The organism is Azospirillum sp. A26 (genome assembly GCF_042604635.1).
In the GTDB taxonomy this organism is placed as follows: Bacteria; Pseudomonadota; Alphaproteobacteria; order Azospirillales; family Azospirillaceae; genus Azospirillum; species Azospirillum palustre.
In genome coordinates this window covers 170,318-194,529 of record NZ_CP170472.1, presented here as the reverse complement: position 1 = coordinate 194,529, position 24,212 = coordinate 170,318, and the positions used below count along the sequence as shown (strand labels likewise).

The following is a 24,212-nucleotide window of genomic DNA, read 5'->3' as shown; positions in this document are numbered from 1 at the left end:
CCCCGTCGGGGCGGGTCCCCGGCCCGGCCTGCGACACTTTTCAAAGGGGACAGGTCTTCCCCGCGCGCGAGGTGCCCCCATGCCCATCACCTTCGCCACCATCAACGACACCACGCTGCGCGACGGCGAGCAGACCGCCGGCGTCGCCTTCACGCTCGACGAGAAGATCGCCATCGCCAAGGCGCTCGACGCCGCCGGCGTGCCGGAGCAGGAAATCGGCATTCCCGCCATGGGCGAGGAGGAGCGCGAGGGCATCCGCGCCGTGGCGTCGCTGGGGCTGAAAGGCCGGCTGATGGTGTGGTGCCGGATGCACGACGCCGACCTGAAGGCGGCGCTGTCCTGCAACGTCGGCTTCGTCAATCTGTCGATGCCGGTGTCGGACATCCACATCACCAGGAAGCTGAAGCGCAGCCGCGCCTGGGCGTTGGCCGAGATCGAGCGCCGGGTCAAACAGGCGCGCGACCAGGGGATGGAGGTCAGCGTCGGCGGCGAGGATTCGTCGCGCGCCGACATGGATTTCCTGATCGCCGCCGCCACGGTGGCGCAGGAGGCCGGCGCGCGGCGCTTCCGCTTCGCCGACACGCTGGGCGTGCTCGACCCCTTCCAGACGCGCGCCTGCATCGAGCGGCTGCGCCGGGCCACCGACCTGGAGATCGAGATCCACGCCCATGACGATCTGGGCCTCGCCAACGCCAATTCGCTGGCGGCGGTGCTGGGCGGCGCCACCCACGTCAACACCACGGTGAACGGGCTGGGCGAGCGCGCCGGCAACGCGCCGCTGGAGGAGGTGGTGGTGTCGCTGAAGCACCTCTACCACATCGACACCGGCGTCGAGACGCGGTCGCTCGGCACCATCAGCGATCTGGTGGAACGGGCCTCCAACCGGCCGGTGGCGGTCAACAAATCCATCGTCGGCGCCGCCGTCTTCACCCACGAGGCCGGCATCCATGTCGACGGGCTGCTGCGCGACCGCAGCACCTACCAGAATTTCGACCCGGCCGAGGTCGGGCGCGAACACCGCATCGTGTTGGGCAAGCATTCCGGCACCGCGGCGGTGAAGCTGGCCTATGAGCGGCTCGGCATCGTCTGCGACGACGCCACCGCGCAGGCGGTGCTGCCGCGCGTCCGCGCGCTTGCCACCCGCGCCAAGCGGCCGCCGACTCCTGAGGAACTGCACGCCTTTCTGGAGGCGGCGACATGACGAAGGCCGAAAATCCTCCGGGTATCCTCGCCCTGCTGCGCGAGGACGTCGCCTGCGTGTTCGACCGCGATCCGGCGGCGCGCAACGTCCTCGACGTGCTGACCTGCTATCCCGGCATCCACGCGCTGGTGATCCACCGCGTCGCCAACGCGGCTTGGCGGCGGGGGCTGCGCTGGCCGGCGCGTTTCCTGTCCTATGTCGCCCGCGCGGTGACCAACATCGACATCCATCCCGGCGCCCGCATCGGCCGCCGTTTCTTCATCGACCATGGCGCCGGCGTGGTGATCGGCGAGACGGCGGAGATCGGCGACGACGTGACGCTCTATCACGGCGTGACGCTGGGCGGCACCTCCTGGACCAAGGGCAAGCGGCACCCGACGCTGATGGACGGCGTGCTGGTCGGTGCCGGCGCCAAGATCCTGGGGCCGATCATCGTCGGCGCCAACGCGCGGGTCGGCGCCAATTCGGTGGTGACCAAGCCGGTGCCGGAGGGCATGACCGTGGTCGGCATCCCCGGCCGGGTGGTGCGACCGGAAGCCTATCGCAAGCTGTCCGATCCCCATCTTTCCAATCACGGCATCGACCTGGAGCATCACCTGATGCCCGATCCGGTCGGCAAGGCCATCGCCTGCCTGATCGACCACATAAACCGCATCGAAGCCCGGCTCGAGGCCCACACCGCAGCGGAAACGTCACAGTTTCCTGCTAAAGGCATCCGCCTGTCTGAATTTCGCCTGAACGATATACATGGCGATATACGCTTGGACGGTATGGCCTGCAGTTCCTGCGGCAACATTTGCGACCAGGAGGGGTGCGCCCCCTCGCCTTCCACCCAGCAGCACGCGTGAGGAGCCTTCGACGATGAGCGATTTCACCGACGACCTCGACGATCTGGAAACCGCGGAAGACTTCCTGCGCTTCTTCCACGTCATCTACGACCAGCGTGTTGTGAACGTGAACCGTCTGCACATCCTGCAGCGCTTCCACGATTACCTGTCCGACGACATCGGCATGGAAGGTCTGGACGACGAAGGCACGGCGGCGCGCTACCGTTTCCATCTGGAACGCGCGTACCAGGATTTCGTCGTCTCCAACGCCATCGCGGAGAAGACCTTCAAGGTCCACAAGGAAGAGGCGCGCAAGATGGCCGACCGCTTCGTCCCGCTGGACAGCCTGCTGGGCACGCCGGTCGGCTGAACGCCGGCGCCGTCTGAGCGAACAGGTGGGGGCGCTTGGTGCGCCCCCTTTGTCGTCAGTGGATTTTGCTCTCGTTCGGGCTGCCGTCGCGCCGGTAGACATGGACGTGGTAGGCCGCCATCGGATTTTCATCGAGATAGCGGAGCAGCTCCTGCTCCGTGCGCGGCGTGGCGCCGCGGATCAGCACCTGCCAGGCGGGCTCCATCGTCGCGCGCATGGTCTCGCTGTGCGGCAGCATGATGAAGCCGGCCCATTCCGGGTCGAAATCGGCCAGATAGCTCTTGGTGTAGTGCTTCATCATCGCCGCGTCGTTGACGTTGACGCTTTCCATGTTCTCGAAACAGACACGCAGATCCATCGCCGGTCTCCTCATGCAAAAAGGCCGCAAACCCGCCGATAGCCCCCGCCCAACAGTCTGCAAGGGACGGGTGCAGGTCCGCGATGCTCGCTCGTGAAAACAGCCGTAACAGTGAGATGGTACGCCACAGGTGTGAAAAACAAGGGATCGTCGACAGCCCAGGCGACGCTTTTCCATCGTCACCCATGCAAGGGGCGCAGGCTGCACCATTGGTCATAACCCGGCGTTTTCAGGTTCGCCGATGGCATGACTCCTGTAAAATCGTTGTGACACTCCTCGTGCGATCATGATGACCGACCCTTCGCCTGCCTCCGACACTCCCATCCGCATCCTAATCGTCGAAGACGAAAGCCTCGCCGCCATGGCTTTGGAGGAGGTTCTGGGCATGCTCGGCTTCGCCGTCGTCGGGATCGAGGACAATGCGGACGACGCGGTCGCGGCGGCGGAACGGCTGCGTCCGGACATCGTGATGATGGACATCCGCCTGCTGGGGCCGCGCGACGGGATCGAGGCCGCAGCGGCGATCCGCAAACGGACCGGCATCCGCTGTATCTTCACCTCCGCTTTCGGCGACCCCGAAACCCGCCACCGCGCCGCCGAATGCGATCCCTTCGGCTTCGTCCGCAAGCCCTACTTCCCGGCCGAGCTGCAACGGGCGCTGGGTCAGGCGACGGAAGCGTTGCAGGGCCGGGTTTAGAAAAGCGTCGGCATAAGCCCTCTCCCCAAACACAAACCGGCCCCCGCGCGTCGCCGCGCGGAGGCCAACCGGTTCCGGGGAAAGACAACGAAAGACCGGATCAGCCGAACTTGTAGCTGATGCCGTAGCCGCCGCGCGGATAATCCCAGGCGATGTTGCCCTTGTCCTGGCAGACCACGCGGCAGGTGCCGCATTCCAGGCAGCCGTCGGTCACCAGCGTCACGCCGCCGGTCTCGTTCGTGCTGTAGCAGGCCGCCGGGCAGCAGAAGGTGCAGGCCTGCCGATCGCAGCTCTTGCACGCCTCCTCGCTCTTGATCTGGATGTGCGGGCGGCTCTCATCGACGATGTAGCGGTTCTGATAGAGCTTCTCTTCGACCTTGACCACGATGCTCATCGCACGGCCCTCACCAGCTTGATTGCGTCACCGACCAGACCCATCACCGAGCGGCGCTTGACGAAGGCCTTCATGATCGCCTTCTCCTTCGTCTTCTTGTCGACGCTGTCGACGGTGAACCAGTTGTGGGCAGCCGCAGTGATCTCGTCGGGATAGGCGCCGAAAAACTGCTTGTTGCCGTGCATGATGCCGGGCAGTTCGCGATACTTCTTCAGGTCCTTCATGATGAAGCTGTCGTCCAGCTTCTTTTTGTAGGCAGCGAGGTTCGGTGCGGTGAAGCCCTTGCCGGCGGCCTTCAGCTCCAGCACCGTCTCCGCCGCCATGCGGCCCGAGGCCATGGCAAGGTTGGAGCCTTCGCGGTGGGCGGCATTGTTGAAGTGGGCGGCATCGCCGACCACCATCCAGCCATCGCCGTAGAGCTGCGGGATCGCCTTGTAGCCGCCTTCCGGGATCATGTGGGCGGCGTATTCCTTCATCTCGGCGCCTTCGATCAGCGGCCGGATGACCGGGTGCTTCTTCAGCTCCTCCAGCATCCGGTAGGGCGGGCAGTCGCCGTTTTTGAAGTCGGAGATCAGGCAGCCGATGCCGATCGTCAGCGATTCCTTGTTGGTGTAGAGGAAGGCGGTGCCGACCATCCCCTTGGTCACCTTGCCCATGATCTCGATGACGACGCCTTCGTCCTCCTTGATGCCGAAGCGCTGCTGGATCAGCTCCGGATCGATGAAGAGGATTTCCTTGACCGCCAGCGCCACATTCTCCGGCGCGGCCTCGTCCTGCAACCCGGCGCGCTTGGCGAGCAGGGCGTTGACGCCGTCGGCCATGATGACGACGTCGGCGTGAATCTCGCCGCCTTCGCGGTCGGTGCGGACGCCGATGACCTTGCCCGACGCATCGCGGATCAGCTCGGTCACCGTCGTCTCGCAGATCTGGAGACCGCCGACCTTGCGGATCTGCTCGCCCCACCATTTGTCGATGTTGGCGCGGATGATGGTGTAGCGGTTCGGCTTGTCGCTGTTGAAGGCTTCCGAGCGGTAGTTGGTGCCGACGTAATTGTCGTCGCCCAACAGCCAGACGCGCTGTTCGATGATGTGGCGCTCGGTCGGGCAATCGTCCCGGAAGTCCGGGATGATCTTCTCCAGCTCATGGGCGTACATGATGCCGCCCTGGACGTTCTTGGCGCCGGGATATTCGCCGCGCTCAAGCTGGAGCACCTTCAGCCCCTGCTTGGCCAGGGTGTAGGTGGCGGCGTTGCCGGACGGGCCGGCACCGATGACGATGGCGTCGAACTTTTCGACCATGTCGACAGGCTCCTTTCTCGTCCGGCGGTCAGCCGGCCATGCGGTTGACGGAGAGCCGGCGGCCGAAGGCATCGGTCAGCGCCGGCAGGATCTTCAGCGCATCGCCGACCAGCCCGAGATGGGCGAAGTCGAAGATCGTCGCGTTGGGATCGGTGTTGATCGCCAGGATCAGGTCCGACTTCTCCATGCCCACCCGATGCTGGATGGCGCCGGAGATGCCGGCGGCGATGTAGAGCTTCGGCCGCACCGTCTTGCCGGTCTGCCCGACCTGACGGTCGTTGGTCGCCCAGCCGGCCTGGACCAGCGGGCGGGTCACCCCGACCTCGGCACCCAGGACCTTGGCGAGGTCGAAGACCAGCTTCATGTTCTCGACCTTGCCCAGCCCCTTGCCGGCCGACACGATGATGTCGGCGAAGGCCAGCTGCGCCTCGTTCTGCTCGCGGTCGGCGATGAAGTTCAGGACCTTGGTGACGATGTCCTCCTCGCGGAGATCCGGCTGGATTTCGATGACGCGGCCGGTGCGGGCATCGTCGCGCTCCGGCATCGCCATCACGCGCGGCCGCACCGTCGCCATCTGCGGCCGGTAGGCCAGCGTCTGGATGGTGCAGAGCAGCGTGCCGCCGAAGGTCGGCCGGGTGGCGGCCAGCGAGCGGTTGTCGGCGTAGATGTCCAACTCGGTGCAGTCGGCGGTCAGGCCGGTCGCCAGCGTGGTGGCGATGGCGCCGGCCAGATCGCGGCCCAGCGTGGTGGCGCCCAGCAGCACGATCTCCGGCTTGTGGGTGTTCACCACGTCGGTCATGACGCGGCAATAGGGGTCGGTGCGGTAGTCGGCCAGCGCCGGGTCGGTCACCTTGTAGACGATGTCGGCGCCATAGCCGATGGCGTCGCCGCAGATGCGGTTCAGGTCGGGGCTCTCGGCGCCCAGCACCACGGCACCGACCTCCACCCCCAGCTTGTCGGCCAGCTTGCGGGCTTCGCCCAGCAGCTCCAGCGACACGGAATGGACGGTGCCGCGCTCCTGCTCCACGATCACCCAGACGTTCTGGTAAACCTTGAGGTGTTCGGGAAGCTGGAACTTGCGGCCCTGGGGCTTGCTCGGTTCGCTCATCGTCGGGTCTCCCGCGGATGGATCGTCAAAGCCCGGCCGCGGCGCGGGCGAGCAGGTCGCCGGCCAGCTTGGGCTGGGCGGAGAAGATGGCGTCGATGGCGGCGGCCGCCATCGCGTCGGGGGTGTCGGTGTCGGCGACGATCATCTTCGCCTTCTCCGCCCGCGGCTTCGGCACGAACACCTTCGACACCACGGTCGGCGAGCCCTTCAGGCCGACGCGGCCCTCCTCGGCGCCGGTGAAGTCGCGGCTCCAGGTCTTCAGCTCGTAGCGGGCGGCGCGGAACAGATCGTCCATCTTGCCGAAGCGGATGGTGTTGGTGCCCTCCAGCATGGTGATCATGCAGGGGAGCTTCGTCTTCAGCACCTGCACCCCGCCTTCGGAGCGGCGCTGCACCACGATCTCCTTGGACGCGATGTCCAGATCCTCGATCCTGGTGATGTAGGTCAGCTGCTCGAAGCCGAGGCGGGTGGCGATGCCGGGGCCGACCTGGGCGGTGTCGCCGTCCACCGTCTGCTTGCCGCAGAAGACGATGTCGACCGGATCCTCCTCAGCCAGCTTCTGGATGGCCGAGGTCAGGGCGTAGGAGGTCGCCAGCGTGTCGGACCCGGCGAACTTGCGGTCGGTCAGCAGCACCGCGTCGTCGGCCCCCAGCGACAGCGCCTTGCGCAGCGAGGTCTCCGCCATCGGCGGCCCCATGGTCAGCACGGTAACGCGGGCACCCACCTTGTCCTTCAGCCGCAACGCCTCTTCCAGCGAGAACAGGTCGAAGGGGTTGATGATGGCGGGCACGCCCTGCCGCATGATGGTGTTGGTGACGGGATGGATGCGGATCTGGGCGCTGTCGGGCACCTGTTTGATACAGACGACGATGTGCATCCCGTTCTCCTTGGCTTCCGCTCTCGCTGTGACGCGCATGTGGGTTTGGGGCCGGCACCGGGCCGGGATACACCCCAGACAGCAAGCAGCGTGCCAGCCGGGCGAGACCGGCCAAGCCACGGGAAACACTGGAGATTTTTAAAAGTCGGAAAGCGCCATCCCCGTGTCGCAAAGGCGACAAGGGGACGCGCATGTCGGTTTCGCTACAGCCCCGGCGGGTGCGGACTCAGACCGTCTCGATGTGGGCGACGACCCGGTCCAGCTCCACGCCGACGCGGGCGACCATGTCGGCGATGCCGTCCAGCCGGTGGTCGATCACCGCCAGTTCCACCGCATCGGCGGCGGCGGCAAGGTCGCGGGCGCCGACGGTGCGCGAGGACCCCGCCAGCTTGTGGGCGGCCTGCCGCACCTCGTCCCAGATCTCGCCGGCCAGCGCGTCGACCAGCCAATGGTGCGAGGCGCTGTTGGAGGTCACGAACTCGCCCAGCAGATGCCGGACGAACTCGCTGTCGCCGTCGAACAGCGCGGTCAGCGCCTCGAGGTCGAGCGGCGGCAGGTCGGCGATGGCGGGAGCGGGGGCGAGAGCGGGCCGGGGCGAGGGCTGAGGTGCCGGTTGCTGCAACCCGCCGGTCACCGGCTCCGTGTTATGCAACGGATCGTCCAAGTCCTCTCCCTCCCCGGTTTCGCCGTCCGCTGGCGGCAGGAAACGGTCCACCACCCGGCGCAGGTCGGCAAGGCTGACCGGTTTCGCCAGCGTGTCGTCCATGCCCGCGAGAAGGCAAAGCTGGGCCTCGTTCTCCGTCGCGTTGGCGGTGATGGCGACGATGGGCAGGCGAACGCCGCTTTCCCCCTCTGCGGCGCGGATGCTGCGGGCCAGCTCCATGCCGTCCATCTCCGGCATCTGGCAGTCGGTCAGCAGCAGGCCATGGCCGCCGGCCCGCCACAGGGCCAGCGCCTGGGCGCCGTCCTCCGCCGTCTCCATCACATGGCCGAGCAGGGTCAGCTGGCGCTGGATGACCTGACGGTTGGTCGGATGGTCTTCCGCCACCAGGATCAGCCGGCCCTGTGCCCGCGCCTCCTCAACCGTGGGCAGGCGGCGGCGGCCGGCGGCCGGGGCGGCGGGCTCCGGCGCGGGTTGCCGGTCGGCGCGCCCACCCTCCCCCGCCGCCATCCGGCCGGCGGCGGCCAGGACGGCACGGACCAGCCCGACCCGCCGCACCGGCCGGCCGAGCACCACGGTGCCGGCACCGGAGGCCCCCAGTTCCGCCGCATCGCCGGAACTCAGCGCGTCGCCGCCGATCACCACGCGCCCGCGCACCCGGCCACGCGGGTCGCGGTCCAGCGCCGCGGTGTCGGTGCCGAGCGTCGAGACCAGCACGTCGCAGGCGGCGGTCGGCAACAGGGTGCGCAAGGCGGCGTCGGCGTCGGCCGCCTCCACCACCTGGGCGCCGTCGGCATTCAGGTAGCGGGCGAGAAAGCCACGCTCCTGCGCATCCGCCGCCAGGAGCAGGACGGTCACCCCCTGAAGCGGCGCCCGCTGCGTCATGGCCTGCTCGTCCACCGCAACCAGATCGGCGGCGAAGGTGAACCAGAAGGTGGAGCCGACATTGACCTCGCTGTTGACGCCGATGTCGCCACCCATCAGCTCGGCCAGACGCCGGCAGATCGACAGCCCCAGCCCGGTGCCGCCGAAGCGGCGGGTGGTCGACGCCTCCGCCTGGGTGAAGGGGCGGAACAGGCGGGTCTGGTTTTCCCTGGAGATGCCGATGCCGGTGTCGGTCACCGCGACGCGGATGATGACGCGGTCGCCGTCGAAATGCGCCAACTCCACCCGCACGGTGACCGAGCCCGACTGGGTGAACTTCACCGCGTTGCCGGCGATGTTGAACAGCACCTGCCGGATGCGGACCGGATCGCCGACGACTTCCGCCGGCAGGTCGGGGTCGATGTAGGTGACCAGTGACAGCCCCTTGGCCCTGGCCCCCGGCGCCAGCGTGTCGGCTACCCCCTCCACCACATTGGCGAGCGCCACCGGTACCCGCTCCAGGTCGAGCCGGCCGGCCTCGATCTTAGAGAAGTCGAGGATGTCGTTGATGATGGTCAGCAGGGCGCCGGCCGATTCCCGCACCACGCTGACCAGTTCGCGCTGGTCGCCGGTCAGGCTGGTGTGCTCCAGCAGTTCCAGCATGCCCTGGATGCCGTTCATCGGCGTGCGGATCTCGTGGCTCATCGTCGCCAGGAACAGCGACTTCGCCTGGTTGGCCGCCTCGGCTTCCGACCGCGCCGCCTCGGCCACCACGCGCGCCGCAACCAGATCCTGCGTGCGCTCCGCCACCTGCCGTTCCAGGCTGCGGTTCAGCTCGGTCAGTTCCTCGTAGAGGTGGACGTTGTCGAAGCCGATGGCGACCTTGGCGCAGAACACCTCCAGCAGCCGCCGCTCGTCGGCCGTCAGGGCGCGGCCATGCCCGAGATAGACCACGGTGTCGTGCCGGCGGGTGGCGGAGCGGAAGACCAGAACGCTGTGCCCGCGCTCATAGCGGTTGCGGCCATCGGCCAGCACCGCGGTCACCGCCTGTGCCGCGTCGGGCGGCAGCGCCAGGAACAGCGGGATGCCTTCCATCCCGACATGGCAGCCGGCACCGCCCAGCACCAGCGGCTCCGCAGGCCGCGGCCCGTCGCACAGGCGGCTGACCAGCGCCACCCCGCCCGCCCCCCCGCCCGAAGTCGGTCCATGGGCGGGCGGGCAGACGCCGACGATCTGCTCCACCGCATGGCGGACGAACTCCGCCATCGTCCGCTTGCCCAGCAGGGTGGAGGAGGAGTCCAGGATGCGCTCCAGCCCCTCCCGGTGATCCTCGATGGCGGTGATGTCCTGATAGCCGCGCAGCGCGGCGACGACGGAGGTGAACAGCTTCTGCGCCGTCAGCTCGGTCTTCGATTTGTAGTCGTTGATGTCGTAGCTGAGGATGACGTCGCGTTCCGGCGCCTGCCCGGGCTGGCCGGTGCGCAGGATGATGCGCACACGGCGGTTGCTCAGCTCGCTGCGGATGTAGCGGACCAGCCGCAGGCCGGCGTCGTCGGATTCCATCACGACGTCCAGCAGGATCACCGCGATGGCCGGGTTGTCGCGCAGCACCCCGCGCGCCTCCGCCGCGGTGGCGGCCGACAGGAACTGCGCCGGGCGTCCTTCGAAGGTGAAGCCGCGCAGCACCATCTTGGTGGTGGCATGGATGGCCGGGTCGTCGTCGACGATCAGGATCAGCCAGGGTTCGACCGGCTCCGCAGCCTCGGCAACCGCCTCGACGGCGGGCTCCTCCTCCGCGAACAGGAATTCGTCGCTCATCACGGTCCCCCGGCGAACTTGCCGCGCTTTTTCCACCCCGATGCGCGGCCCAAAGCGCGCCCCAACGCGCTGGCGACCTTAGCATATGTCGGGGAATGACCGCCAGTCGGCCCCCTTCCGGCGGTCATCGGACTGAAAGGGTGGATTTGCCGGGCGGCAGCCGCCATGGTGGCGCCGTTTTCCATCGCGCATGTGCCGTCATGAATCTGCTCGCCTGCATCCACGACAAGGCCCCGCTGATCGAGGCGCGGGATCCCGACCTGGGCGACCTGTTCCCGCCCGGCTTCCTCGACCTGTACGAGGTGCACAGCTACCGCAACGCCGCGCGCATCCTGGCCCATGCCTGCACCGCCGAGTTCCGCGAGATCACCGAACGGCTGATGGATTTCCGCATCCGCACCGAGGACATCGTGGCGTCCGGCGGCAACAAATCGCAGATCGCCAAGACGATGGAGCGGATGCTGAACCCGCTGGGCTGGAACGAGACGCGCATCCGCGGCGACCTGTTCATCACCAAGATGATCGTGACGCATGAGGAGAAGCGCCGCATCGCCGGGAAGAACCGCGGCCAGACCGTCACCGAACAGCGCCAGCACGAGGAGCTGTACAAGGTCAACGGCTTCATCGACGGTCACAAGATCGACTTCGTGAAAGGGCGGGTGTCCTTCGACCTGGAATGGAACAGCAAGGACCAGACCTTCGACCGCGACCTTTATGCCGCCCGCACCTTCTACGAATGCGGCATCATCAATGCCGGCGTCCTGCTGACCCGCAGCGCCGAGCTGATCCCGCTGTTCACCGAGGTGGCGCGGCGGGTCGAGATGAAGAACTTCCAGAACAAGTACGGCGCCAGCACCACCTGGATGAAGAAGCTGCTCTACCGGCTGGATGCTGGCCGGGGCGGCGGCTGCCCGGTGCTGGCGCTCGGCATCCGCCCGGCGCTGGTGTCGGATTTCGACGACTGGAAGGACAGCCACCCGGTGGTGCGGCAGACCGCGACCTTCGATGTCGACACCGGGGTGGAGGACGAGGACGATCTGTGGTGAGGGCGCCGGGGAGCCCCGACCAGGGCCCTCACCGGCCTTCTCACGCGAACTTGCGGTCGGTCAGCAGCAGCCGCACCGCGAACCCAAGGAACAGCACACCGGCGATGCCGTCCAGCGCCGTGCGGACCCGCGGGCTGGACAGGACGCGCCGCGCGGCCCCGGCGCTGAGTGCGGCGATGCCAACCAGATAGAGGCCGCCCAGCACCGAGATGATGTTGCCGAGGATGAAGGTCTGCAACGCCACATGGCCCAGGTCCGGAGCGATGAACTGGGGCACGAAGGCCAGTTGGAACAGGATGATCTTCGGGTTCAACAGGTTGGTCAGCAGCGCCTGGACGAAGACGCGGCCCGTGCCAGCCGGGGCCGGGGCCTCGATGGACGGGGCGGGCTCGGCACCGCGGCTGGTCCAGACGCTCCACAGCGAGCGCAGGCCGATCCAGGCGAGATAGGCGCCGCCGGCATAGCGCAGCAGGTCGAACAGCGACGCCGACGCCGCGATCAGGGCGGAGATGCCGGCGGCGGCCAGCAGCGAATGGACGGTGTTGCCGACACAGATGCCAACCGTCGCCACCACGCCCGCCTGCCGGCCATCGGCGATGCTGCGGGTCAGCACCAGAAGCGAGTCCGGCCCCGGTGCCAGGACCAGCACACAGACGGCGACCATATAGAGTTGCAGCAGGTGGAGATCGAGCGGCAGGGTCATGGCGGGACGGGCCTTCGGGCAAGAGGCTCAGGCAGGGGTTCGGGTGCTCAGTCGGGCCAGCGGCGGTGGATCCACAGCCATTGAGCCGGCTTGTCGCGGATCCAATCCTCCAACAGCCGGTTCAGCCTTTCCATAAGAATTCGCGCATCCGCATTGCGGTCGCCGCTGGTCGGGTATTCCTCCGGCGGCAGGACGGTGACGCGGAAATTGGCACCCTCCAGCCGCTCGGTCCGTGTGGCGCACAGCGGCAGCTTCATCTTCAAGCCGAGAACGGCCGCCGCCGGGGCAGTCATGGCGTCGCGGCCGAAGAAGGGCACGGGGATGCCGTCATTCATCTTCTGGTCGATCAGCATGCCGACATGGCCACCCCTGGTCAGGTGGCGCAACAGGATCTTGGCACCGTCCGGCCCCTTGGGGATCTGGGTGCCGGTCGCCGCCCCGCGCAGCTTCACCAGCAGTGCGCCGACCATCGGATTGTTCGGCGCGCGGTAAACCACCCCCAGTGCCATCCCGCGCAGGCGGGCCGCGACCGGCAGCACCTCCCAGTTCGCCAGATGGCCGGAAACCAGGATGCCGGCCTTGCCGTCCTCAAGCAATGCGTCGACATGTTCGATGCCGACCACCTCGATCCGCTCGCGGCCGATCTGCTCCAGATGCGGGTATTCGGCGATAGTGCGGCCGAGATTGTCCCACATGCCGCGAACGATCGCCTCGATCTCCGCCCCGCCCTTCTCGGGAAAGGCACGGGCCAGGTTGCGCCGGGCACGGGCGCTGTTGGGCAGCCTCGGCCCCACCGTCCGGCCGATCCAACCGCCGAGTGCCGATGCACGGTCGAGCGGCAGAGCGCGGAACAGGGCGCAGACGCCATGGACCAGCAGCGCCTCGACCGGATAGCCGATGCGGCGCGTCAGCCATTTCTGCAACGGGCTACGCGGCTTGGCCATCGGGGCTTCCTTTCAGCGAAACAGGAGTCAGCAACGCGGCGAGCGCGCTCTCGTCCGCCCAGCGCACCGACACCGGCAGGACGGCGATTTTCGCCCGCACCTCCGGCGGCAGGCGGACGGCGTCCTTGGCGGTGGTGACGGGCAAGGCGCCCAGCGCCGCGGCGCGGTCGATCAGCGCCGCCACCTCGGCCGGGCGGTAGGGATGGTGGTCGGCGAAGGGCACCCGCTCCGCGATCCGGGCACCGAACGCCTCCAGCGTCGCGAAGAACTTCTCCGGTCGGCCGATGCCGGCGAAGGCCAGCACGTCGCGGCCAACCAGACGCGCGGCGGCCTCCGGATCGGGCTCCAGCCGGGCCGCCAGCACCGGGCGTCCGCCGGCCAGCCCCGCCAGACCGTGGTGGTCCTCGCCCAGTATCACCAGCGCATCGGCACGGGCGAGTCCGTCGGCCACCCGTTCCCGCAGCGGCCCCGCCGGCACCAGCCGGCCGTTGCCGAAGCCGACCGCGCCGTCGGCGACGATCAGCGACAGATCCTTGTGCAGGGCCGGGTTCTGGAACCCGTCATCCATGACGATGGCTCCGGCACCGGCGGCAACCGCGCGCTCCGCCCCAGCCAGCCGGTCGCGGGCCACCCAGCAGGGCGCCGCCCCGGCCAGCAGCAGCGCCTCGTCACCGACATCGGCGGCGGTATGGCGGCCGGGATCGACCGCCAGCGGACCGGCCGCCCGCCCGCCATGACCGCGGGTCAGCGCATGGACGGCGACGCCGCGGGCCTGCAAGGCCGCGATCAGGGACAGCCCAACCGGCGTCTTGCCGGCGCCGCCCGCCACCAGATTGCCGACGCAGACCACCGGAACGCCGACCTCGCGCGGAACGGTCCCGGCGATGCGCCGCCGCCCGGCCAGCCCATACAGCGCCCCCAGCGGCGCCAGCAGGGTGGAGGCGAGGCCCGGCGGCCGGTACCAGAAGGCGGGGGTCTTCACGGCGGCGCGTCCCCTCAGGCAGCCGTCCGGATGCCGGCGGCACCCAGCACCGGGGCCAGCGCCGCCAGCGCCCGGTCGATGATCCGCCGGTTGTCCGCGGTCACCCGTGCCGCACCCGCGACGATGCGCTCGCGCGCCCGGTCATCGGTCAGCAGCCGGCGCGCCTCGCGGGTCAGCGCCTCGCCGTCCGCCACCGGCAGGGCGCCGCCGGCAGCCTCCAGCATGTGGGTGATCTCGCCGAAATTGAACATGTGTGGGCCGTACAGCACGGCACAGCCCAGCTGCGCCGGCTCCACCGGGTTCTGTCCGCCATGGGGGATGAAGGACCCGCCCATGCACACCACCGGTGCCGCACGGTAGAACAGCCCAAGCTCGCCCATGGTGTCGGCGACATAGACGGCATGCTCCGGACCCGGCAGGCGATGCCCGGACGTCCGTTGAAGAACCGAGAGGCCGCGGGCCCGCATCAGCTCCGCGATGGCGTCGCCGCGATGGGCATGGCGCGGGGCGACGACCGTCAGCAGGCCGGGCAGCACCGGGGCCAGCGCGGCATGGACCGCCGCGGCGATCTCGTCCTCTCCGGGGTGGGAGCTGGCGAGCAGCCAGACCGGCCGGCCGGCCAGGGCGACGCGCAACGGCTCCATCGCGTCGGCAACGGCGGGGGGAGGCTCGGCGGAGAATTTCAGGTTGCCGACGCTGGCGACGCCGGAGGCGCCGAGCCGGCGCAGCCGCTCCGCATCGCCTTCGGTCTGGGCAAGCGTCACCTGGAAAGTCGACAGCAGGTCGCCGATCAACCCCGGCACGTTGCGCCAGCGCGAGAAGCTGCGTTCGGACATGCGGGCATTGACCAGCGCGGCGGGGATCGAACGGGCGCGGATGCCGGCCAGCAGGTTCGGCCAGATCTCCGATTCCGTCCACAACACGGCGTCGGGCCGCCAATGGTCGAGGAAACGGTCGACCGCGCCCGGCAGATCGACCGGCACATATTGATGGATGGCGCGCTGCGGCAGCCGCCGGCCCATCAGCTCGGCCGAGGTGACGGTGCCGGTGGTCATCAGCACGGTCAGGTCGGGCGCGCCGTCCTGCAGGCGGCCGACGAGCACAAGGACCGAGTTCGCCTCCCCCACGCTGGCCGCGTGAATCCAGACCAGCGGGCCGGTCGGCCGGGCTTGCGATGCCACGCCGAACCGCTCCGCCTGACGCGCGGGGTCTTCCTTGCCGGCGGCACGGCGCCGGTCGAGATAAAGGCGCACCGCCGGCCCGGCAACGGTCGTCAGGCCACGGTAGAGGGAATGCAGCATCAAGGTCCGGAACAGGAGACGTACGACAACGGGCGCGTTGCCGGTGCCCCTGATACGGACCACCGGCGACGCGCCCGGCGGCACCTTAGCACGCGGCAACGGTTCCGTAACAGGGGCCGGTGCGACGCAGCCCCCTCACCGCCACACACCCCGTTCAGGCAAACGGCCGCAGGTTCGACAGGAACTGTTCGGCCGAGCGGCGCCAGGAATAGCCCAGCGCATAGTCGCGGCAGGTCTGCGCCGGGATCGCCAGCGCCCCTTCGACCGCGCGCTTCAGATCCTCGTCCAGGCAGCCGGCGCCGGAGCCGTCGACCACGTCCAGCGGTCCGGGCACCGGATAGGCCGCCACCGGCACGCCGGATGCCAGCGCCTCCAGCAGCACCAACCCGAAGGTGTCGGTGCGCGACGGGAAGACGAAGACGTCGGCAGCGGCATAATGCCTCGCCAGCTCCTCGCCATGCTTGGCACCGACCCAATGGGCGGACGGGTATCTGCGCTGCAACTCCTCCCGCGCCGGGCCGTCGCCGACCACCACCTTGGTGCCGGGCAGATCGAGGCGCAGGAAATCCTCCAGGTTCTTTTCCACCGCCACGCGCCCGACATACATCGACACCGGGCGCGGCAGATCGAGGAAGTCCTTGTCGCGGGGCCGGAACAGCTCGGTGTCGACGCCGCGGGTCCAGCGGCGGATGTTGGCGAAGCCGCGGGTCGTCAGCGCGTCCTCGATGGTCTGGGTCGCCACCATCACCGCCGAGGACGGCTTGTGGAAGCGGCGCACCACCGCATAGGACAGCGCCAGCGGGATCGGCGCGCGGTCGCGCACATATTCGGGAAAGCGGGTGTGGTAGGCGGTGGTGAAGGGCTTACCGTGCTTCAGGCAATAGGAGCGCGCGGCAAAGCCGAGCGGCCCTTCGGTGGCGATGTGGATGCAGTCGGGCCGCAGGCCGTCGATCATCGCCCACAGCCGCCTCTTCGCCCCCAGCGCCAGCCGGATTTCCGGATATGTCGGCATCGGCAGGGTGCGGAAGCGGTCGGGGCCGATCACCTCGACGCTGTGGCCCATCGCCTCCAGTTCCGCGCGCACGGTGCCGATGGTGCGCACGACGCCGTTCACCTGCGGGTGCCAGGCGTCGCTGACGATCAGGATGTTCACGCCGCTTCCCGTTCCTTCGCCGTGAGTTCCTTCGCCATGACCTTGCCACCGTTGGGGCTGCTGCTGGGACCGGCGGTGGCAAGCCGCTGCGCCATGACCTCCGTCCAGTGGATGATTTCCAGCGCGCCACTGTCGTGCTCGACCAAGGCGGTGCAGGACTCGACCCAATCGCCGTCGTTGCAATAGAGGATTCCTTCGATGTCGCGCATCTCGGCGGTGTGGATGTGGCCGCAGACGACACCGTCGACCTTGCGGCGGCGGGCTTCCTCGCCCAGGGCTTCTTCGTATTTTCCGATGAATTCGACCGCGGTCTTCGCCTTGTGTTTCAGGTAGGCCGACAGCGACCAGTAATTGAAGCCGAGCTTGCGGCGCACCCAGTTGAACAGGGTGTTGACGTGCAGCAGCGTGACGTAGGCGTGGTCGCCGAGCAGGGCCAGCCACTTGGCGTAGCGCACGACCGCGTCGAACTTGTCGCCGTGGGTGATCAGCAGGCGGCGGCCGTCGGCGGTGGTGTGGACCCATTCGTCCACCACATGCACGCCGCCGAATTGCAGCCCGACATAATCGCGCGCCGCCTCGTCATGGTTGCCGGGGATGTAATAGACCTCCACCCCCTTGCGGGCACGGCGCATGATCTTCTGCACCACGTCATTGTGGGCCTGCGGCCAGTACCAGCTTTTCTTCAGCCGCCAGCCGTCGACGATGTCGCCGACCAGGAACAGGTGATCCGATTCGGTGTGCTTCAGGAAATCGAGAAGCATTTCCGCCTGACAGCCGCGCGTTCCAAGATGAACGTCGGATATCCAAATGCTGCGGTAACGCTTGACCGCTGGGACGGCGTCCATCTTCCGCTCCGTCGTCGCCCTGGCCGATGGCCATCAAGACAACTGCCGTATAAAGGAAAGAGGCATGCCTTGACAACGATTTGAAACAGCCGCACCTATTCGTCACAACGATTTGGGCTATCGTCATACCGTCGCAGTTTTACTGTAATGGAACCGCCGCAAGCCCTTCACTGTTCTGCAACAGAAGGCGCACTACGCGCCGGTCAGGGAGAGCGAATCGGTGCGCGACACGGTTCTGGTGGGCGAAAGCCCGGCGGTTGGCACAGGCAGCGGCGAGGATGCGGCCATCGACGTGCGGCGGCTGCTGGTGATCCACAACCCGACCGCCGGCGGGCGGCGGGCACGGCGGCTTCGCGCGGTGGTCGCCCGGCTGGAGGCGCGCGGCATAGGCGTCACCGTCAGGCCGACCGGCAGGCGCGGCGACGCCGAGGCGTTCGCCCGCGCGGCCGATCCCGCCGAGGTGGATGCGGTGGTGGCGGCCGGCGGCGACGGCACCATCAACGAGGTCATCAACGGGCTGGCCGCCCATGCCGAGGCGGGCCGGCCGCTGCCGCTCGGCATCGTGCCGATGGGCACCGCCAATGTGCTGGCGGCCGAACTGGGCCTGACGATGGATGCGGAGCGCATCGCGACGGCGATTTCCGGCGGAAAGCGGACGATGATCTGGCCGGCGCAGGCCAACGGGCGGGTGTTTTCGCTGATGGCTGGGGTCGGGCTGGACGCGCGGGTGGTGGAGCGGGTCGATCCCAGAGTGAAGCGGCTGATCGGCAAGGGTGCCTATGTCGCCGAGACGCTGGTGCAGTTGGCGACCCGGCCCGACCACCGCTATCGGGTCACTCTGGACGACGGGGAAACACAGGAACTGGCGTCGGTCATCGTCGCCAAAGGGCATTTCTACGGCGGCCGGTTCATCTGCGCGCCCGATGCGCGGCTGACGGAGCCGGAACTGCATGTCTGCCTGTTCCCGCGCGGCGGGCGGCTGAACGCGCTGCGCTATGTCTGGGGCGTCACCGCCGGGCGGCTGGCGCGCTTTCCGGATTATCGGGTGGTGACGGCCAGGCGCGTGCGGATCGAGGGACCGGCCGGAGACGGGCTGTTCGCCGACGCGGTGCAGGGCGACGGCGACGTGCTGGCGCGGCTGCCGGTGGAGATCACGCTGGCGGGGTGGCGGCTGCCGGTGCTGGCAGGGTGAGGTTTTCCGATCACCGCGATGGCGGCAGCCCCCGCGCCGCCCTCGCCTGCTCCTGCAACGCCACGTAATGGTGCCAGACCAGCCGCGCCGCCAGCGAGCGATGGGGCCGCCAGGGCTCCGCCACCTCGATCAGCTGCTTGGCATTCGGCTTGTCCGCCCAACCCTTCAGCCGCTGGACGCCCAGCTGGATCGCCAGATCGCCGATGGGCCAGATGTCCGGCCGGTCGAGTGTGGTCATCAGATAGACCTCCGCACTCCAGCGGCCGATGCCTTTCAGCGCGACGAGTTGGGCAATCGCCTCCTCGTCGGGCAGGTCATGGATGATGTCGAAATCGAGCCGGCCGCTCGCCACCGCCTCGGCAAGGCCGCGGGCATAGCCGATCTTCTGGCGGGAGAAACCGCAGGCGCGCAAGCTGTCGTCGTCCAGCGCCAGGATGGCGTCGGGGGTGACGGTGCCGCCCAGCCGGTCCTGCAGCTTGGCCCAGAGCACCAGCGCCACCGTGGTGGAGAGTTGCTGCTCCATCACCATGCGCAGCAGGCCGACGAAGCCGGTCGGCCGGGTGAAGTCACGGATCACCGGGCCGCCGACGCGCAGGCATTCGGCGAAAATGGGGTCGAGCGCGGCCAGATGTTCAACGCTCATCTGCCGCACTCCACTCCAGCAAACCGCTCAATCAAGGCTGCCGGTGGATCAGGCCACCAGCTCGATGGCGTAGTCCTCGATCACTGTGTTGGCGAGCAGCTTGCTGCACATCGCCTCGACCTCCTTGCGGGCGGTCGCCTCGTCGGTGCTCTTGAGCTGCAGCTCGATCACCTTGCCGGCGCGGACGTCCTCGACGCCGTCGAAGCCCAGCGTGTGCAGCGCGTGCGCAATGGCCTTGCCCTGGGGGTCGAGAACGCCGCGCTTGAGGGTGACGTGAACCTTGGCCTTCATCGGATGTCCGCTCGCTTTACGGTGTTGGGTGGAGGGGTGGTTACTGGATGGCGGTCACTGGATCGTCTTGGGACCCTTGACGTCGCTCGGCCCGCCTTCCGGCAGGATGCCGAGGCGCCGCGCGACCTCCTGATAGGCTTCCTCGACACGGCCCAGATCCTGACGGAACCGGTCCTTGTCCAGCTTCTCGTTGGTCTTCACGTCCCACAGGCGGCAGTTGTCGGGGCTGATCTCGTCCGCCAGGACGATCCGCATCTCCTCGTTCTCCCACAGCCGGCCGAACTCCAGCTTGAAGTCGACCAGCTTGAGCCCGATGCCGAGGAAGAGGCCGGACAGATAGTCGTTCACGCGCAAGCTGAGCGCGACCATGTCGTCGAGATCCTGGGGAGCCGCCCAGCCGAAGGCGGTGATGTGCTCTTCCGAGACCATCGGGTCGTTCAGCTCGTCCGACTTGTAGTAGTATTCGATGATCGACCGCGGCAGCGGCGTGCCTTCGGGAATGCCGAAGCGGCGCGACAGGCTGCCGGCGGCGACGTTGCGGACGACGACCTCGATCGGGATGATCTCCACCTCGCGCACCAGCTGCTCGCGCATATTCAGGCGGCGCATGAAGTGCGTGGGCACGCCGATCTCGGACAGACGGCTCATCAGATACTCGGAGATGCGGTTGTTCAGCACCCCCTTGCCGGTGATGACGCCCTTCTTCTGGTTGTTGAAGGCGGTGGCATCGTCCTTGAAGTACTGCACCAGGGTGCCCGGCTCCGGCCCTTCGAAGAGTACCTTGGCCTTGCCTTCGTAGATGCGCCGGCGTCGTGTCATCGCGTCTTCGTCCAAATACGTAAGGACCGGTCAAGCGAGCTTGCCGGCCCAGGAATGTGCCTGAGTGATATAGCAAGCCGGGTGCGCGAACACAACGACGGGGGCTGGAGGGCAGGATTGTGCCGCCGGTTGACAGGTCCGCGGCCTCACAACTCCACCGGCGCATAGTCCACCGCATGCGGGCGGCCGGGGGCGAATTGCCAGATCGGGTTCAGGTCGGGACGCTCCACCTGCGGCACCGCCAGAAGCGAGCTGGACGAGGTGCCGAAGCCGCTGGGCAGCAGGAAATCCATGGCGCCGCGCTCGTCCGGCGTGCCCTCCCAGATGCGGCTGCCCATCAGCTCCGGCCAGCCGCCCCAGGCGAAGGTCTCCGCGTCGAGCGCGTCGAGGGTCGGCGGAATGGCATGCTCGAACAGCGGGCGGTAGAAGGCGGTGCGCGGGTCCTGCGGGTCGTCCAGCTCGAAGGCGGTCAGCATGTGGACGCCGGCGGGGATCGACGACACCTCCGGCCGGTGGCGCGGGTTGGCGCCGCGATGGACGACCAGGAAAGCGTCGCGGTTGTCGGCGATCACCAGATTGAACGGGCGATAGGCGCGGATGTCGAGGTCGGCGAAGCTGCGCGCCGCATCGGCGGCGTCGGCATGGTCGAGCGCATCCAGCACCAGTTCGCCGCGCGACCGCTTGCCGGCCTCCGGCCCCAGCGTGCCGAAGCGGTTGAGGATGACTGCCACCACCCCCTCGTCGTTCAGCCCCATCCAGGAGCCGCCCGCCAACTCGTCCAACCCGGCGACCACGTTGGGGCGGTCGGGCCAGTGGCGGGCCGGGGGCAGCCAGGGGCGCCCCACCATCTCGTCACGGTTTCCGGCAACGACCAGCGGCCAGGTTGCATCGGGTCGCCGCAGGAGGATCACACTGCACATGCCTTGCCCTGTCTTCGGTTGCGTCTTTGAGGGGTGCGTCTGTGGGGGTTGCGTCTCTGGGGATGCCGGTCTTCAGCGTCGTCGGTATTCGGTGGTGACAGCCCTGGATGTCGCTTGGGGGTATCCCGCCATCCGGGGAGGACACTGCAGAATATCCGCGGGTGCGACGCGGCGGGGCAGTGACGACAGCCGCCTTCGGGCTATATTATCCTTATATAAGGGAGCGAAACCAATAAAGGAGCCTGGGTCCCCATGACGACCTTCGACGACCGCGAAAAGGCCTTCGAGAACAAGTTCCAGCACGACGAGGACCTGCTCTTCCGCATCCGCGCCCGGCGCGACCGGCTGGCCGGCGAATGGGCCGCCGACCTGATGGGGCTGTCCGGTGCCGACGCCGAGGCCTATGCCCGCCAGATCGTGGACACCGACATCGCTACCCCCGGCCCGCACGACATCCGGGACAAGCTGAGCGCCGACCTGCACGCCCGCGGGGTCGATATCTCCGACCACCGCGTCGAAAAGCAGATGGCGCATTTCCTGGACATCGCGCGCCAGCAGGTGACGCAAGCCTGATCGGATCGGGCCTGACAGTGTCCTTCGCGGCCCCGCCGACCCGACGGCGGGGCGCCTACTCCGCTGCGCGGTGCAGGACGCGCTGGCCAGCATAGTCGGCGATGCGGCGGATCAGCGTGTCGATATCGCCCTTCAGCCGGGCGAAGCCATCGTGGCGCTCCAGCGTCTCCTCGTTCATGTAGAGGCGGCGGTTGATCTCCAGCTGGATCGAATGGCGGCCGCGCGCCGGCTCGCCATAACGCGCCAGCAGTTCCACGCCCTTATAGGGATCGTTGATCGCCACCCGATGGCCGAGGCCGCGCAGGGTTTCCGCCACCAGCCGGACGAAACCCGGCTCGCTGGTGGTGCCGTCGCGGTCGCCGATGACGAAATCCACCGCCAGCGGATCGCGCCCGTCCGGCCGCAGCGACGACGGCATGGAATGGCAGTTGACGTGCCACACGGCGCCGAACCGCTCCGCCAGACCATCCAGCGCCATCTGCATCTGGGCGTGGTAGGGGCGGTAATAACGGTCGATGCGGTCGGCAACCACCGATGCCGGCAGCTTCCCGTCATAGAGCGGCACGCCCGGCCGCAGCATGGCCCGGATCAGCCCCATGCCCAGCGTGCTGCGCGGGGTCGGACGCAGCCTTAGCGGCAGGTCGCCGTCGATCATCGCCGGGTCGATGTCGTCGACGGCGCGGTTCACGTCGATGCAGGTTCGCGGGAACAGCGCGCACAGCAGGGTGGCGCCATGGTCGGGCGCCGTGGCGAACAGCTCCTCGACATGGGTGTCCTCGGCCTGACGCAGCAGCGGATGCGGGCAGATCACCCGGAAATCGTCGGGATAGATGCGGCCGCTGTGCGGCGAATCGAACAGCACCGGAAGGCGCGGGCCGACCGGATCGTTGCGGACCAGAACGTCATCGATCACGAAGCTCATCGACCGGTCCCGACCAGATAACCCGAATGGAACAACCGCCAGTTCAAGTGCCGCAACGTCCACCGCCGCCTTTATCGATCCGACGGATCCTATAACCCATGCGTCAACCCGCAGTCGACGGCAATTCGTCATGATGCTGCCATGCCGCCGCAACATCGCGCCAGACGCATCAGCCAAAAAAACCGCGGCGGCGCACCGGCCCCCACTGGCGTGGAGTCGCTTGGTTCGCCATACTGTTCGGAGCGCCCACCGCTGGCGAGCTTGCCGCTTGACCGACCCGCTCTTCGCCCCCGTAGAACTGACGCCGCCGGACATCGCGCCCTACCGGCGCGGCAACACCGGCATCGACCACGTCACCAGCCTGTCGGCGGCAGAGCCCGGGCCGCATGTGGTGCTGAACGCGCTCGTCCACGGCAACGAACTGTGCGGGGCAATAGCGCTGGATGCCCTGCTGCGCATGGGATTGCGGCCGACACGCGGACGGCTGACCTTCGCCTTCGCCAACACCGCGGCCTACGCCACCTTCGACCGCCACAACCCCTACGCGTCGCGCTATCTGGACGAGGATTTCAACCGGCTGTGGTCGCCGGAGCATCTCGACGGCCGGCGCGACAGCATCGAGCTTCGGCGCGCCCGCGCCCTGCGGCCGGTCTATGAATCGGCGGATCTGCTGCTCGATCTCCATTCGATGACGGCCGACACGGCACCGCTGACCCTGTGCGGACGGACCACGCGCGGGCGCGATCTGGCGCTCGGCCTCGGCTATCCGGCCTGGGTGGTGGCGGACGGCGGTCATGCCGGGGGCAAAAGGCTGATCGATTACGGCAACTTCGCCAAGCCCGAGGGGTCGCACACCGCCATCCTGACCGAATGCGGACAGCATTGGCGGACGGAGACCGCGACGGTGGCGCTGGAAAGCTGCCTGCGCCTGCTTCTCGGGCTGGAGATGATAGAGCAACCGGCGAACGGCCCGCGCATGCGCCCGCGAACCGACCCCCAGCGGGTGGTCGAGGTCACCGAGGCCATCACCGCCGCCAGCGAGCGCTTCCGCTTCACCGCTCCCTTCGTCGGGATGGAGGTGATCGGCCGCGCCGGCACCGTCATCGGTTGGGACGATGCCCGCGCGATCCAGACCCCCTACAACGACTGCGTGCTCATCATGCCCGCCCGCCGCGTGAAATCCGGCCAGACGGCGGTGCGGCTGGGGCGGATCGTCGGGTGAGTTCGGTCGACCCTTGGGTTATCCTTAATGTGCGGGCAAGATCTCCACGGATTTCACGGATGTGACGTCGCCAAAACCCTCACCTCCTTGAGAAGCCGGGGCTTAGCCGCGATCAAGAAAAATCCGTGTAATCCGTGTCTAAATCCGTGACATCCGTGTCAATGTTGCTCCCGGATCAGAGCC

Annotated in this window: 25 protein-coding genes; 8 read left to right on the top strand and 17 right to left on the bottom strand. The window is 68.0% G+C overall.

Annotated features, from left to right (window positions below):
- Nucleotides 1-79 precede the first annotated feature (79 nt).
- Genes nifV through nifW form a run of 3 tightly spaced genes read left to right on the top strand, consistent with a single transcriptional unit; the run spans nt 80 to nt 2,398 of the window.
- Complete coding sequence (gene nifV, locus ABNQ39_RS01455; RefSeq protein ID WP_376958404.1) at nt 80-1,201, top strand: homocitrate synthase; 1,122 nt, start codon at nt 80-82, stop codon at nt 1,199-1,201.
- Nucleotides 1,198-2,049 (top strand): serine O-acetyltransferase, encoded by an 852-nt coding sequence (gene cysE, locus ABNQ39_RS01450; RefSeq protein WP_428846395.1) that lies wholly within the window; start codon nt 1,198-1,200, stop codon nt 2,047-2,049. Before nifV ends, cysE begins: the two co-directional genes overlap by 4 nt.
- Before the next feature lie 13 nt (nt 2,050-2,062).
- Nucleotides 2,063-2,398 (top strand): nitrogenase-stabilizing/protective protein NifW, encoded by a 336-nt coding sequence (nifW, locus tag ABNQ39_RS01445; protein ID WP_376958403.1) that lies wholly within the window; start codon nt 2,063-2,065, stop codon nt 2,396-2,398.
- Between the two features lie 55 nt (nt 2,399-2,453).
- On the opposite strand, the gene ABNQ39_RS01440 is transcribed toward nifW, so the two are convergent.
- Nucleotides 2,454-2,756, bottom strand: coding sequence for a hypothetical protein (locus tag ABNQ39_RS01440; protein ID WP_109051293.1), 303 nt, complete (start codon nt 2,754-2,756; stop codon nt 2,454-2,456).
- A gap of 286 nt (nt 2,757-3,042) precedes the next feature.
- Between ABNQ39_RS01440 and ABNQ39_RS01435 the strand changes: the two genes are divergently transcribed.
- Nucleotides 3,043-3,453, top strand: a complete 411-nt coding sequence (locus ABNQ39_RS01435) for a response regulator (RefSeq protein ID WP_376958402.1) — start codon at nt 3,043-3,045, stop codon at nt 3,451-3,453.
- A 100-nt stretch (nt 3,454-3,553) separates the two neighbouring features.
- Here the strand turns inward: ABNQ39_RS01435 and ABNQ39_RS01430 are convergent, their stop codons facing one another.
- The 5 genes from ABNQ39_RS01430 to ABNQ39_RS01410 form a co-directional block, all read right to left on the bottom strand.
- Nucleotides 3,554-3,847 (bottom strand): ferredoxin family protein, encoded by a 294-nt coding sequence (locus ABNQ39_RS01430; RefSeq protein WP_376958401.1) that lies wholly within the window; start codon nt 3,845-3,847, stop codon nt 3,554-3,556.
- Entirely contained in the window at nt 3,844-5,145 is a 1,302-nt protein-coding gene (locus ABNQ39_RS01425; protein ID WP_376958400.1) for an FAD-dependent monooxygenase, read from the bottom strand. The genes ABNQ39_RS01430 and ABNQ39_RS01425 overlap by 4 nt, the downstream gene beginning before the upstream one ends.
- Before the next feature lie 28 nt (nt 5,146-5,173).
- Nucleotides 5,174-6,253: an electron transfer flavoprotein subunit alpha/FixB family protein gene (locus ABNQ39_RS01420; RefSeq protein WP_376958399.1), complete on the bottom strand. Its 1,080-nt coding sequence runs from the start codon at nt 6,251-6,253 to the stop codon at nt 5,174-5,176.
- Between the two features lie 25 nt (nt 6,254-6,278).
- Entirely contained in the window at nt 6,279-7,130 is an 852-nt protein-coding gene (locus ABNQ39_RS01415) for an electron transfer flavoprotein subunit beta/FixA family protein (RefSeq protein WP_376958398.1), read from the bottom strand.
- A 226-nt stretch (nt 7,131-7,356) separates the two neighbouring features.
- On the bottom strand, nt 7,357-10,473 hold the full coding sequence (locus tag ABNQ39_RS01410; protein WP_376958397.1) for a response regulator: 3,117 nt from the start codon (nt 10,471-10,473) through the stop codon (nt 7,357-7,359).
- Between the two features lie 200 nt (nt 10,474-10,673).
- On the opposite strand from ABNQ39_RS01410, the gene ABNQ39_RS01405 reads away from it, so the two are divergent.
- Nucleotides 10,674-11,519, top strand: coding sequence for a BglII/BstYI family type II restriction endonuclease (locus ABNQ39_RS01405; protein ID WP_376958396.1), 846 nt, complete (start codon nt 10,674-10,676; stop codon nt 11,517-11,519).
- Nucleotides 11,520-11,559: 40 nt separating this feature from the next.
- Here ABNQ39_RS01405 and ABNQ39_RS01400 read toward each other — a convergent pair whose 3' ends face one another.
- The 6 genes from ABNQ39_RS01400 to ABNQ39_RS01375 all read right to left on the bottom strand — a co-directional run bounded on the left by ABNQ39_RS01400 (nt 11,560) and on the right by ABNQ39_RS01375 (nt 17,447).
- Nucleotides 11,560-12,222: a LysE family translocator gene (locus ABNQ39_RS01400; protein ID WP_376958395.1), complete on the bottom strand. Its 663-nt coding sequence runs from the start codon at nt 12,220-12,222 to the stop codon at nt 11,560-11,562.
- A 47-nt stretch (nt 12,223-12,269) separates the two neighbouring features.
- Nucleotides 12,270-13,166 (bottom strand): LpxL/LpxP family acyltransferase, encoded by an 897-nt coding sequence (locus ABNQ39_RS01395; protein ID WP_376958394.1) that lies wholly within the window; start codon nt 13,164-13,166, stop codon nt 12,270-12,272.
- Entirely contained in the window at nt 13,150-14,148 is a 999-nt protein-coding gene (lpxK, locus tag ABNQ39_RS01390; RefSeq protein WP_376958393.1) for a tetraacyldisaccharide 4'-kinase, read from the bottom strand. The genes ABNQ39_RS01395 and lpxK overlap by 17 nt, the downstream gene beginning before the upstream one ends.
- A gap of 14 nt (nt 14,149-14,162) precedes the next feature.
- Entirely contained in the window at nt 14,163-15,449 is a 1,287-nt protein-coding gene (locus ABNQ39_RS01385; protein ID WP_376958392.1) for a 3-deoxy-D-manno-octulosonic acid transferase, read from the bottom strand.
- A gap of 154 nt (nt 15,450-15,603) precedes the next feature.
- A complete protein-coding gene (locus tag ABNQ39_RS01380; RefSeq protein WP_376958391.1) occupies nt 15,604-16,602 on the bottom strand; it encodes a glycosyltransferase family 4 protein in 999 nt (332 codons plus the stop codon).
- Nucleotides 16,599-17,447: a UDP-2,3-diacylglucosamine diphosphatase gene (locus tag ABNQ39_RS01375; RefSeq protein WP_376958390.1), complete on the bottom strand. Its 849-nt coding sequence runs from the start codon at nt 17,445-17,447 to the stop codon at nt 16,599-16,601. Before ABNQ39_RS01375 ends, ABNQ39_RS01380 begins: the two co-directional genes overlap by 4 nt.
- Before the next feature lie 220 nt (nt 17,448-17,667).
- On the opposite strand from ABNQ39_RS01375, the gene ABNQ39_RS01370 reads away from it, so the two are divergent.
- Nucleotides 17,668-18,639: a diacylglycerol/lipid kinase family protein gene (locus tag ABNQ39_RS01370; protein WP_376958389.1), complete on the top strand. Its 972-nt coding sequence runs from the start codon at nt 17,668-17,670 to the stop codon at nt 18,637-18,639.
- A gap of 10 nt (nt 18,640-18,649) precedes the next feature.
- Here ABNQ39_RS01370 and ABNQ39_RS01365 read toward each other — a convergent pair whose 3' ends face one another.
- From ABNQ39_RS01365 to ABNQ39_RS01350, 4 genes are all read right to left on the bottom strand, one after another.
- Nucleotides 18,650-19,282, bottom strand: a complete 633-nt coding sequence (locus tag ABNQ39_RS01365; RefSeq protein WP_376958388.1) for a DNA-3-methyladenine glycosylase family protein — start codon at nt 19,280-19,282, stop codon at nt 18,650-18,652.
- A 48-nt stretch (nt 19,283-19,330) separates the two neighbouring features.
- Nucleotides 19,331-19,573, bottom strand: a complete 243-nt coding sequence (gene purS / locus ABNQ39_RS01360) for a phosphoribosylformylglycinamidine synthase subunit PurS (protein ID WP_014246942.1) — start codon at nt 19,571-19,573, stop codon at nt 19,331-19,333.
- 54 nt (nt 19,574-19,627) lie between these two features.
- Nucleotides 19,628-20,392 (bottom strand): phosphoribosylaminoimidazolesuccinocarboxamide synthase, encoded by a 765-nt coding sequence (gene purC, locus ABNQ39_RS01355; protein WP_042697247.1) that lies wholly within the window; start codon nt 20,390-20,392, stop codon nt 19,628-19,630.
- Nucleotides 20,393-20,538: 146 nt separating this feature from the next.
- The gene (locus ABNQ39_RS01350) at nt 20,539-21,312 is read right to left on the bottom strand and encodes an NRDE family protein (protein ID WP_376958387.1); all 774 of its coding nucleotides are present in this window, start codon (nt 21,310-21,312) and stop codon (nt 20,539-20,541) included.
- 252 nt (nt 21,313-21,564) lie between these two features.
- Here ABNQ39_RS01350 and ABNQ39_RS01345 point away from each other — a divergent pair, with 252 nt between their 5' ends.
- Nucleotides 21,565-21,885, top strand: a complete 321-nt coding sequence (locus ABNQ39_RS01345) for a DUF1476 domain-containing protein (protein ID WP_109051309.1) — start codon at nt 21,565-21,567, stop codon at nt 21,883-21,885.
- 55 nt (nt 21,886-21,940) lie between these two features.
- Here ABNQ39_RS01345 and ABNQ39_RS01340 read toward each other — a convergent pair whose 3' ends face one another.
- Nucleotides 21,941-22,807, bottom strand: a complete 867-nt coding sequence (locus ABNQ39_RS01340; protein WP_376958386.1) for an N-formylglutamate amidohydrolase — start codon at nt 22,805-22,807, stop codon at nt 21,941-21,943.
- Between the two features lie 268 nt (nt 22,808-23,075).
- On the opposite strand from ABNQ39_RS01340, the gene ABNQ39_RS01335 reads away from it, so the two are divergent.
- The gene (locus tag ABNQ39_RS01335) at nt 23,076-24,029 is read left to right on the top strand and encodes a succinylglutamate desuccinylase/aspartoacylase domain-containing protein (protein ID WP_376958385.1); all 954 of its coding nucleotides are present in this window, start codon (nt 23,076-23,078) and stop codon (nt 24,027-24,029) included.
- The last annotated feature ends 183 nt before the right edge of the window (nt 24,030-24,212 follow it).

Coding starts and splice junctions, on each gene's coding strand:
- ABNQ39_RS01345 (WP_109051309.1), top strand. CDS start 21,565: ATGACGACCTTCGACGACCGCGAAAAGGCCTTCGAGAACAAGTTCCAG.
- nifV (WP_376958404.1), top strand. CDS start 80: ATGCCCATCACCTTCGCCACCATCAACGACACCACGCTGCGCGACGGC.
- nifW (WP_376958403.1), top strand. CDS start 2,063: ATGAGCGATTTCACCGACGACCTCGACGATCTGGAAACCGCGGAAGAC.
- ABNQ39_RS01435 (WP_376958402.1), top strand. CDS start 3,043: ATGATGACCGACCCTTCGCCTGCCTCCGACACTCCCATCCGCATCCTA.
- ABNQ39_RS01440 (WP_109051293.1), bottom strand. CDS start 2,756: ATGGATCTGCGTGTCTGTTTCGAGAACATGGAAAGCGTCAACGTCAAC.
- ABNQ39_RS01385 (WP_376958392.1), bottom strand. CDS start 15,449: ATGCTGCATTCCCTCTACCGTGGCCTGACGACCGTTGCCGGGCCGGCG.
- cysE (WP_428846395.1), top strand. CDS start 1,198: ATGACGAAGGCCGAAAATCCTCCGGGTATCCTCGCCCTGCTGCGCGAG.
- ABNQ39_RS01430 (WP_376958401.1), bottom strand. CDS start 3,847: ATGAGCATCGTGGTCAAGGTCGAAGAGAAGCTCTATCAGAACCGCTAC.
- ABNQ39_RS01405 (WP_376958396.1), top strand. CDS start 10,674: ATGAATCTGCTCGCCTGCATCCACGACAAGGCCCCGCTGATCGAGGCG.
- ABNQ39_RS01340 (WP_376958386.1), bottom strand. CDS start 22,807: ATGAGCTTCGTGATCGATGACGTTCTGGTCCGCAACGATCCGGTCGGC.
- ABNQ39_RS01415 (WP_376958398.1), bottom strand. CDS start 7,130: ATGCACATCGTCGTCTGTATCAAACAGGTGCCCGACAGCGCCCAGATC.
- ABNQ39_RS01400 (WP_376958395.1), bottom strand. CDS start 12,222: ATGACCCTGCCGCTCGATCTCCACCTGCTGCAACTCTATATGGTCGCC.
- ABNQ39_RS01375 (WP_376958390.1), bottom strand. CDS start 17,447: ATGGACGCCGTCCCAGCGGTCAAGCGTTACCGCAGCATTTGGATATCC.
- ABNQ39_RS01350 (WP_376958387.1), bottom strand. CDS start 21,312: ATGTGCAGTGTGATCCTCCTGCGGCGACCCGATGCAACCTGGCCGCTG.
- ABNQ39_RS01410 (WP_376958397.1), bottom strand. CDS start 10,473: ATGAGCGACGAATTCCTGTTCGCGGAGGAGGAGCCCGCCGTCGAGGCG.
- purS (WP_014246942.1), bottom strand. CDS start 19,573: ATGAAGGCCAAGGTTCACGTCACCCTCAAGCGCGGCGTTCTCGACCCC.
- ABNQ39_RS01425 (WP_376958400.1), bottom strand. CDS start 5,145: ATGGTCGAAAAGTTCGACGCCATCGTCATCGGTGCCGGCCCGTCCGGC.
- purC (WP_042697247.1), bottom strand. CDS start 20,392: ATGACACGACGCCGGCGCATCTACGAAGGCAAGGCCAAGGTACTCTTC.
- ABNQ39_RS01365 (WP_376958388.1), bottom strand. CDS start 19,282: ATGAGCGTTGAACATCTGGCCGCGCTCGACCCCATTTTCGCCGAATGC.
- ABNQ39_RS01395 (WP_376958394.1), bottom strand. CDS start 13,166: ATGGCCAAGCCGCGTAGCCCGTTGCAGAAATGGCTGACGCGCCGCATC.
- ABNQ39_RS01420 (WP_376958399.1), bottom strand. CDS start 6,253: ATGAGCGAACCGAGCAAGCCCCAGGGCCGCAAGTTCCAGCTTCCCGAA.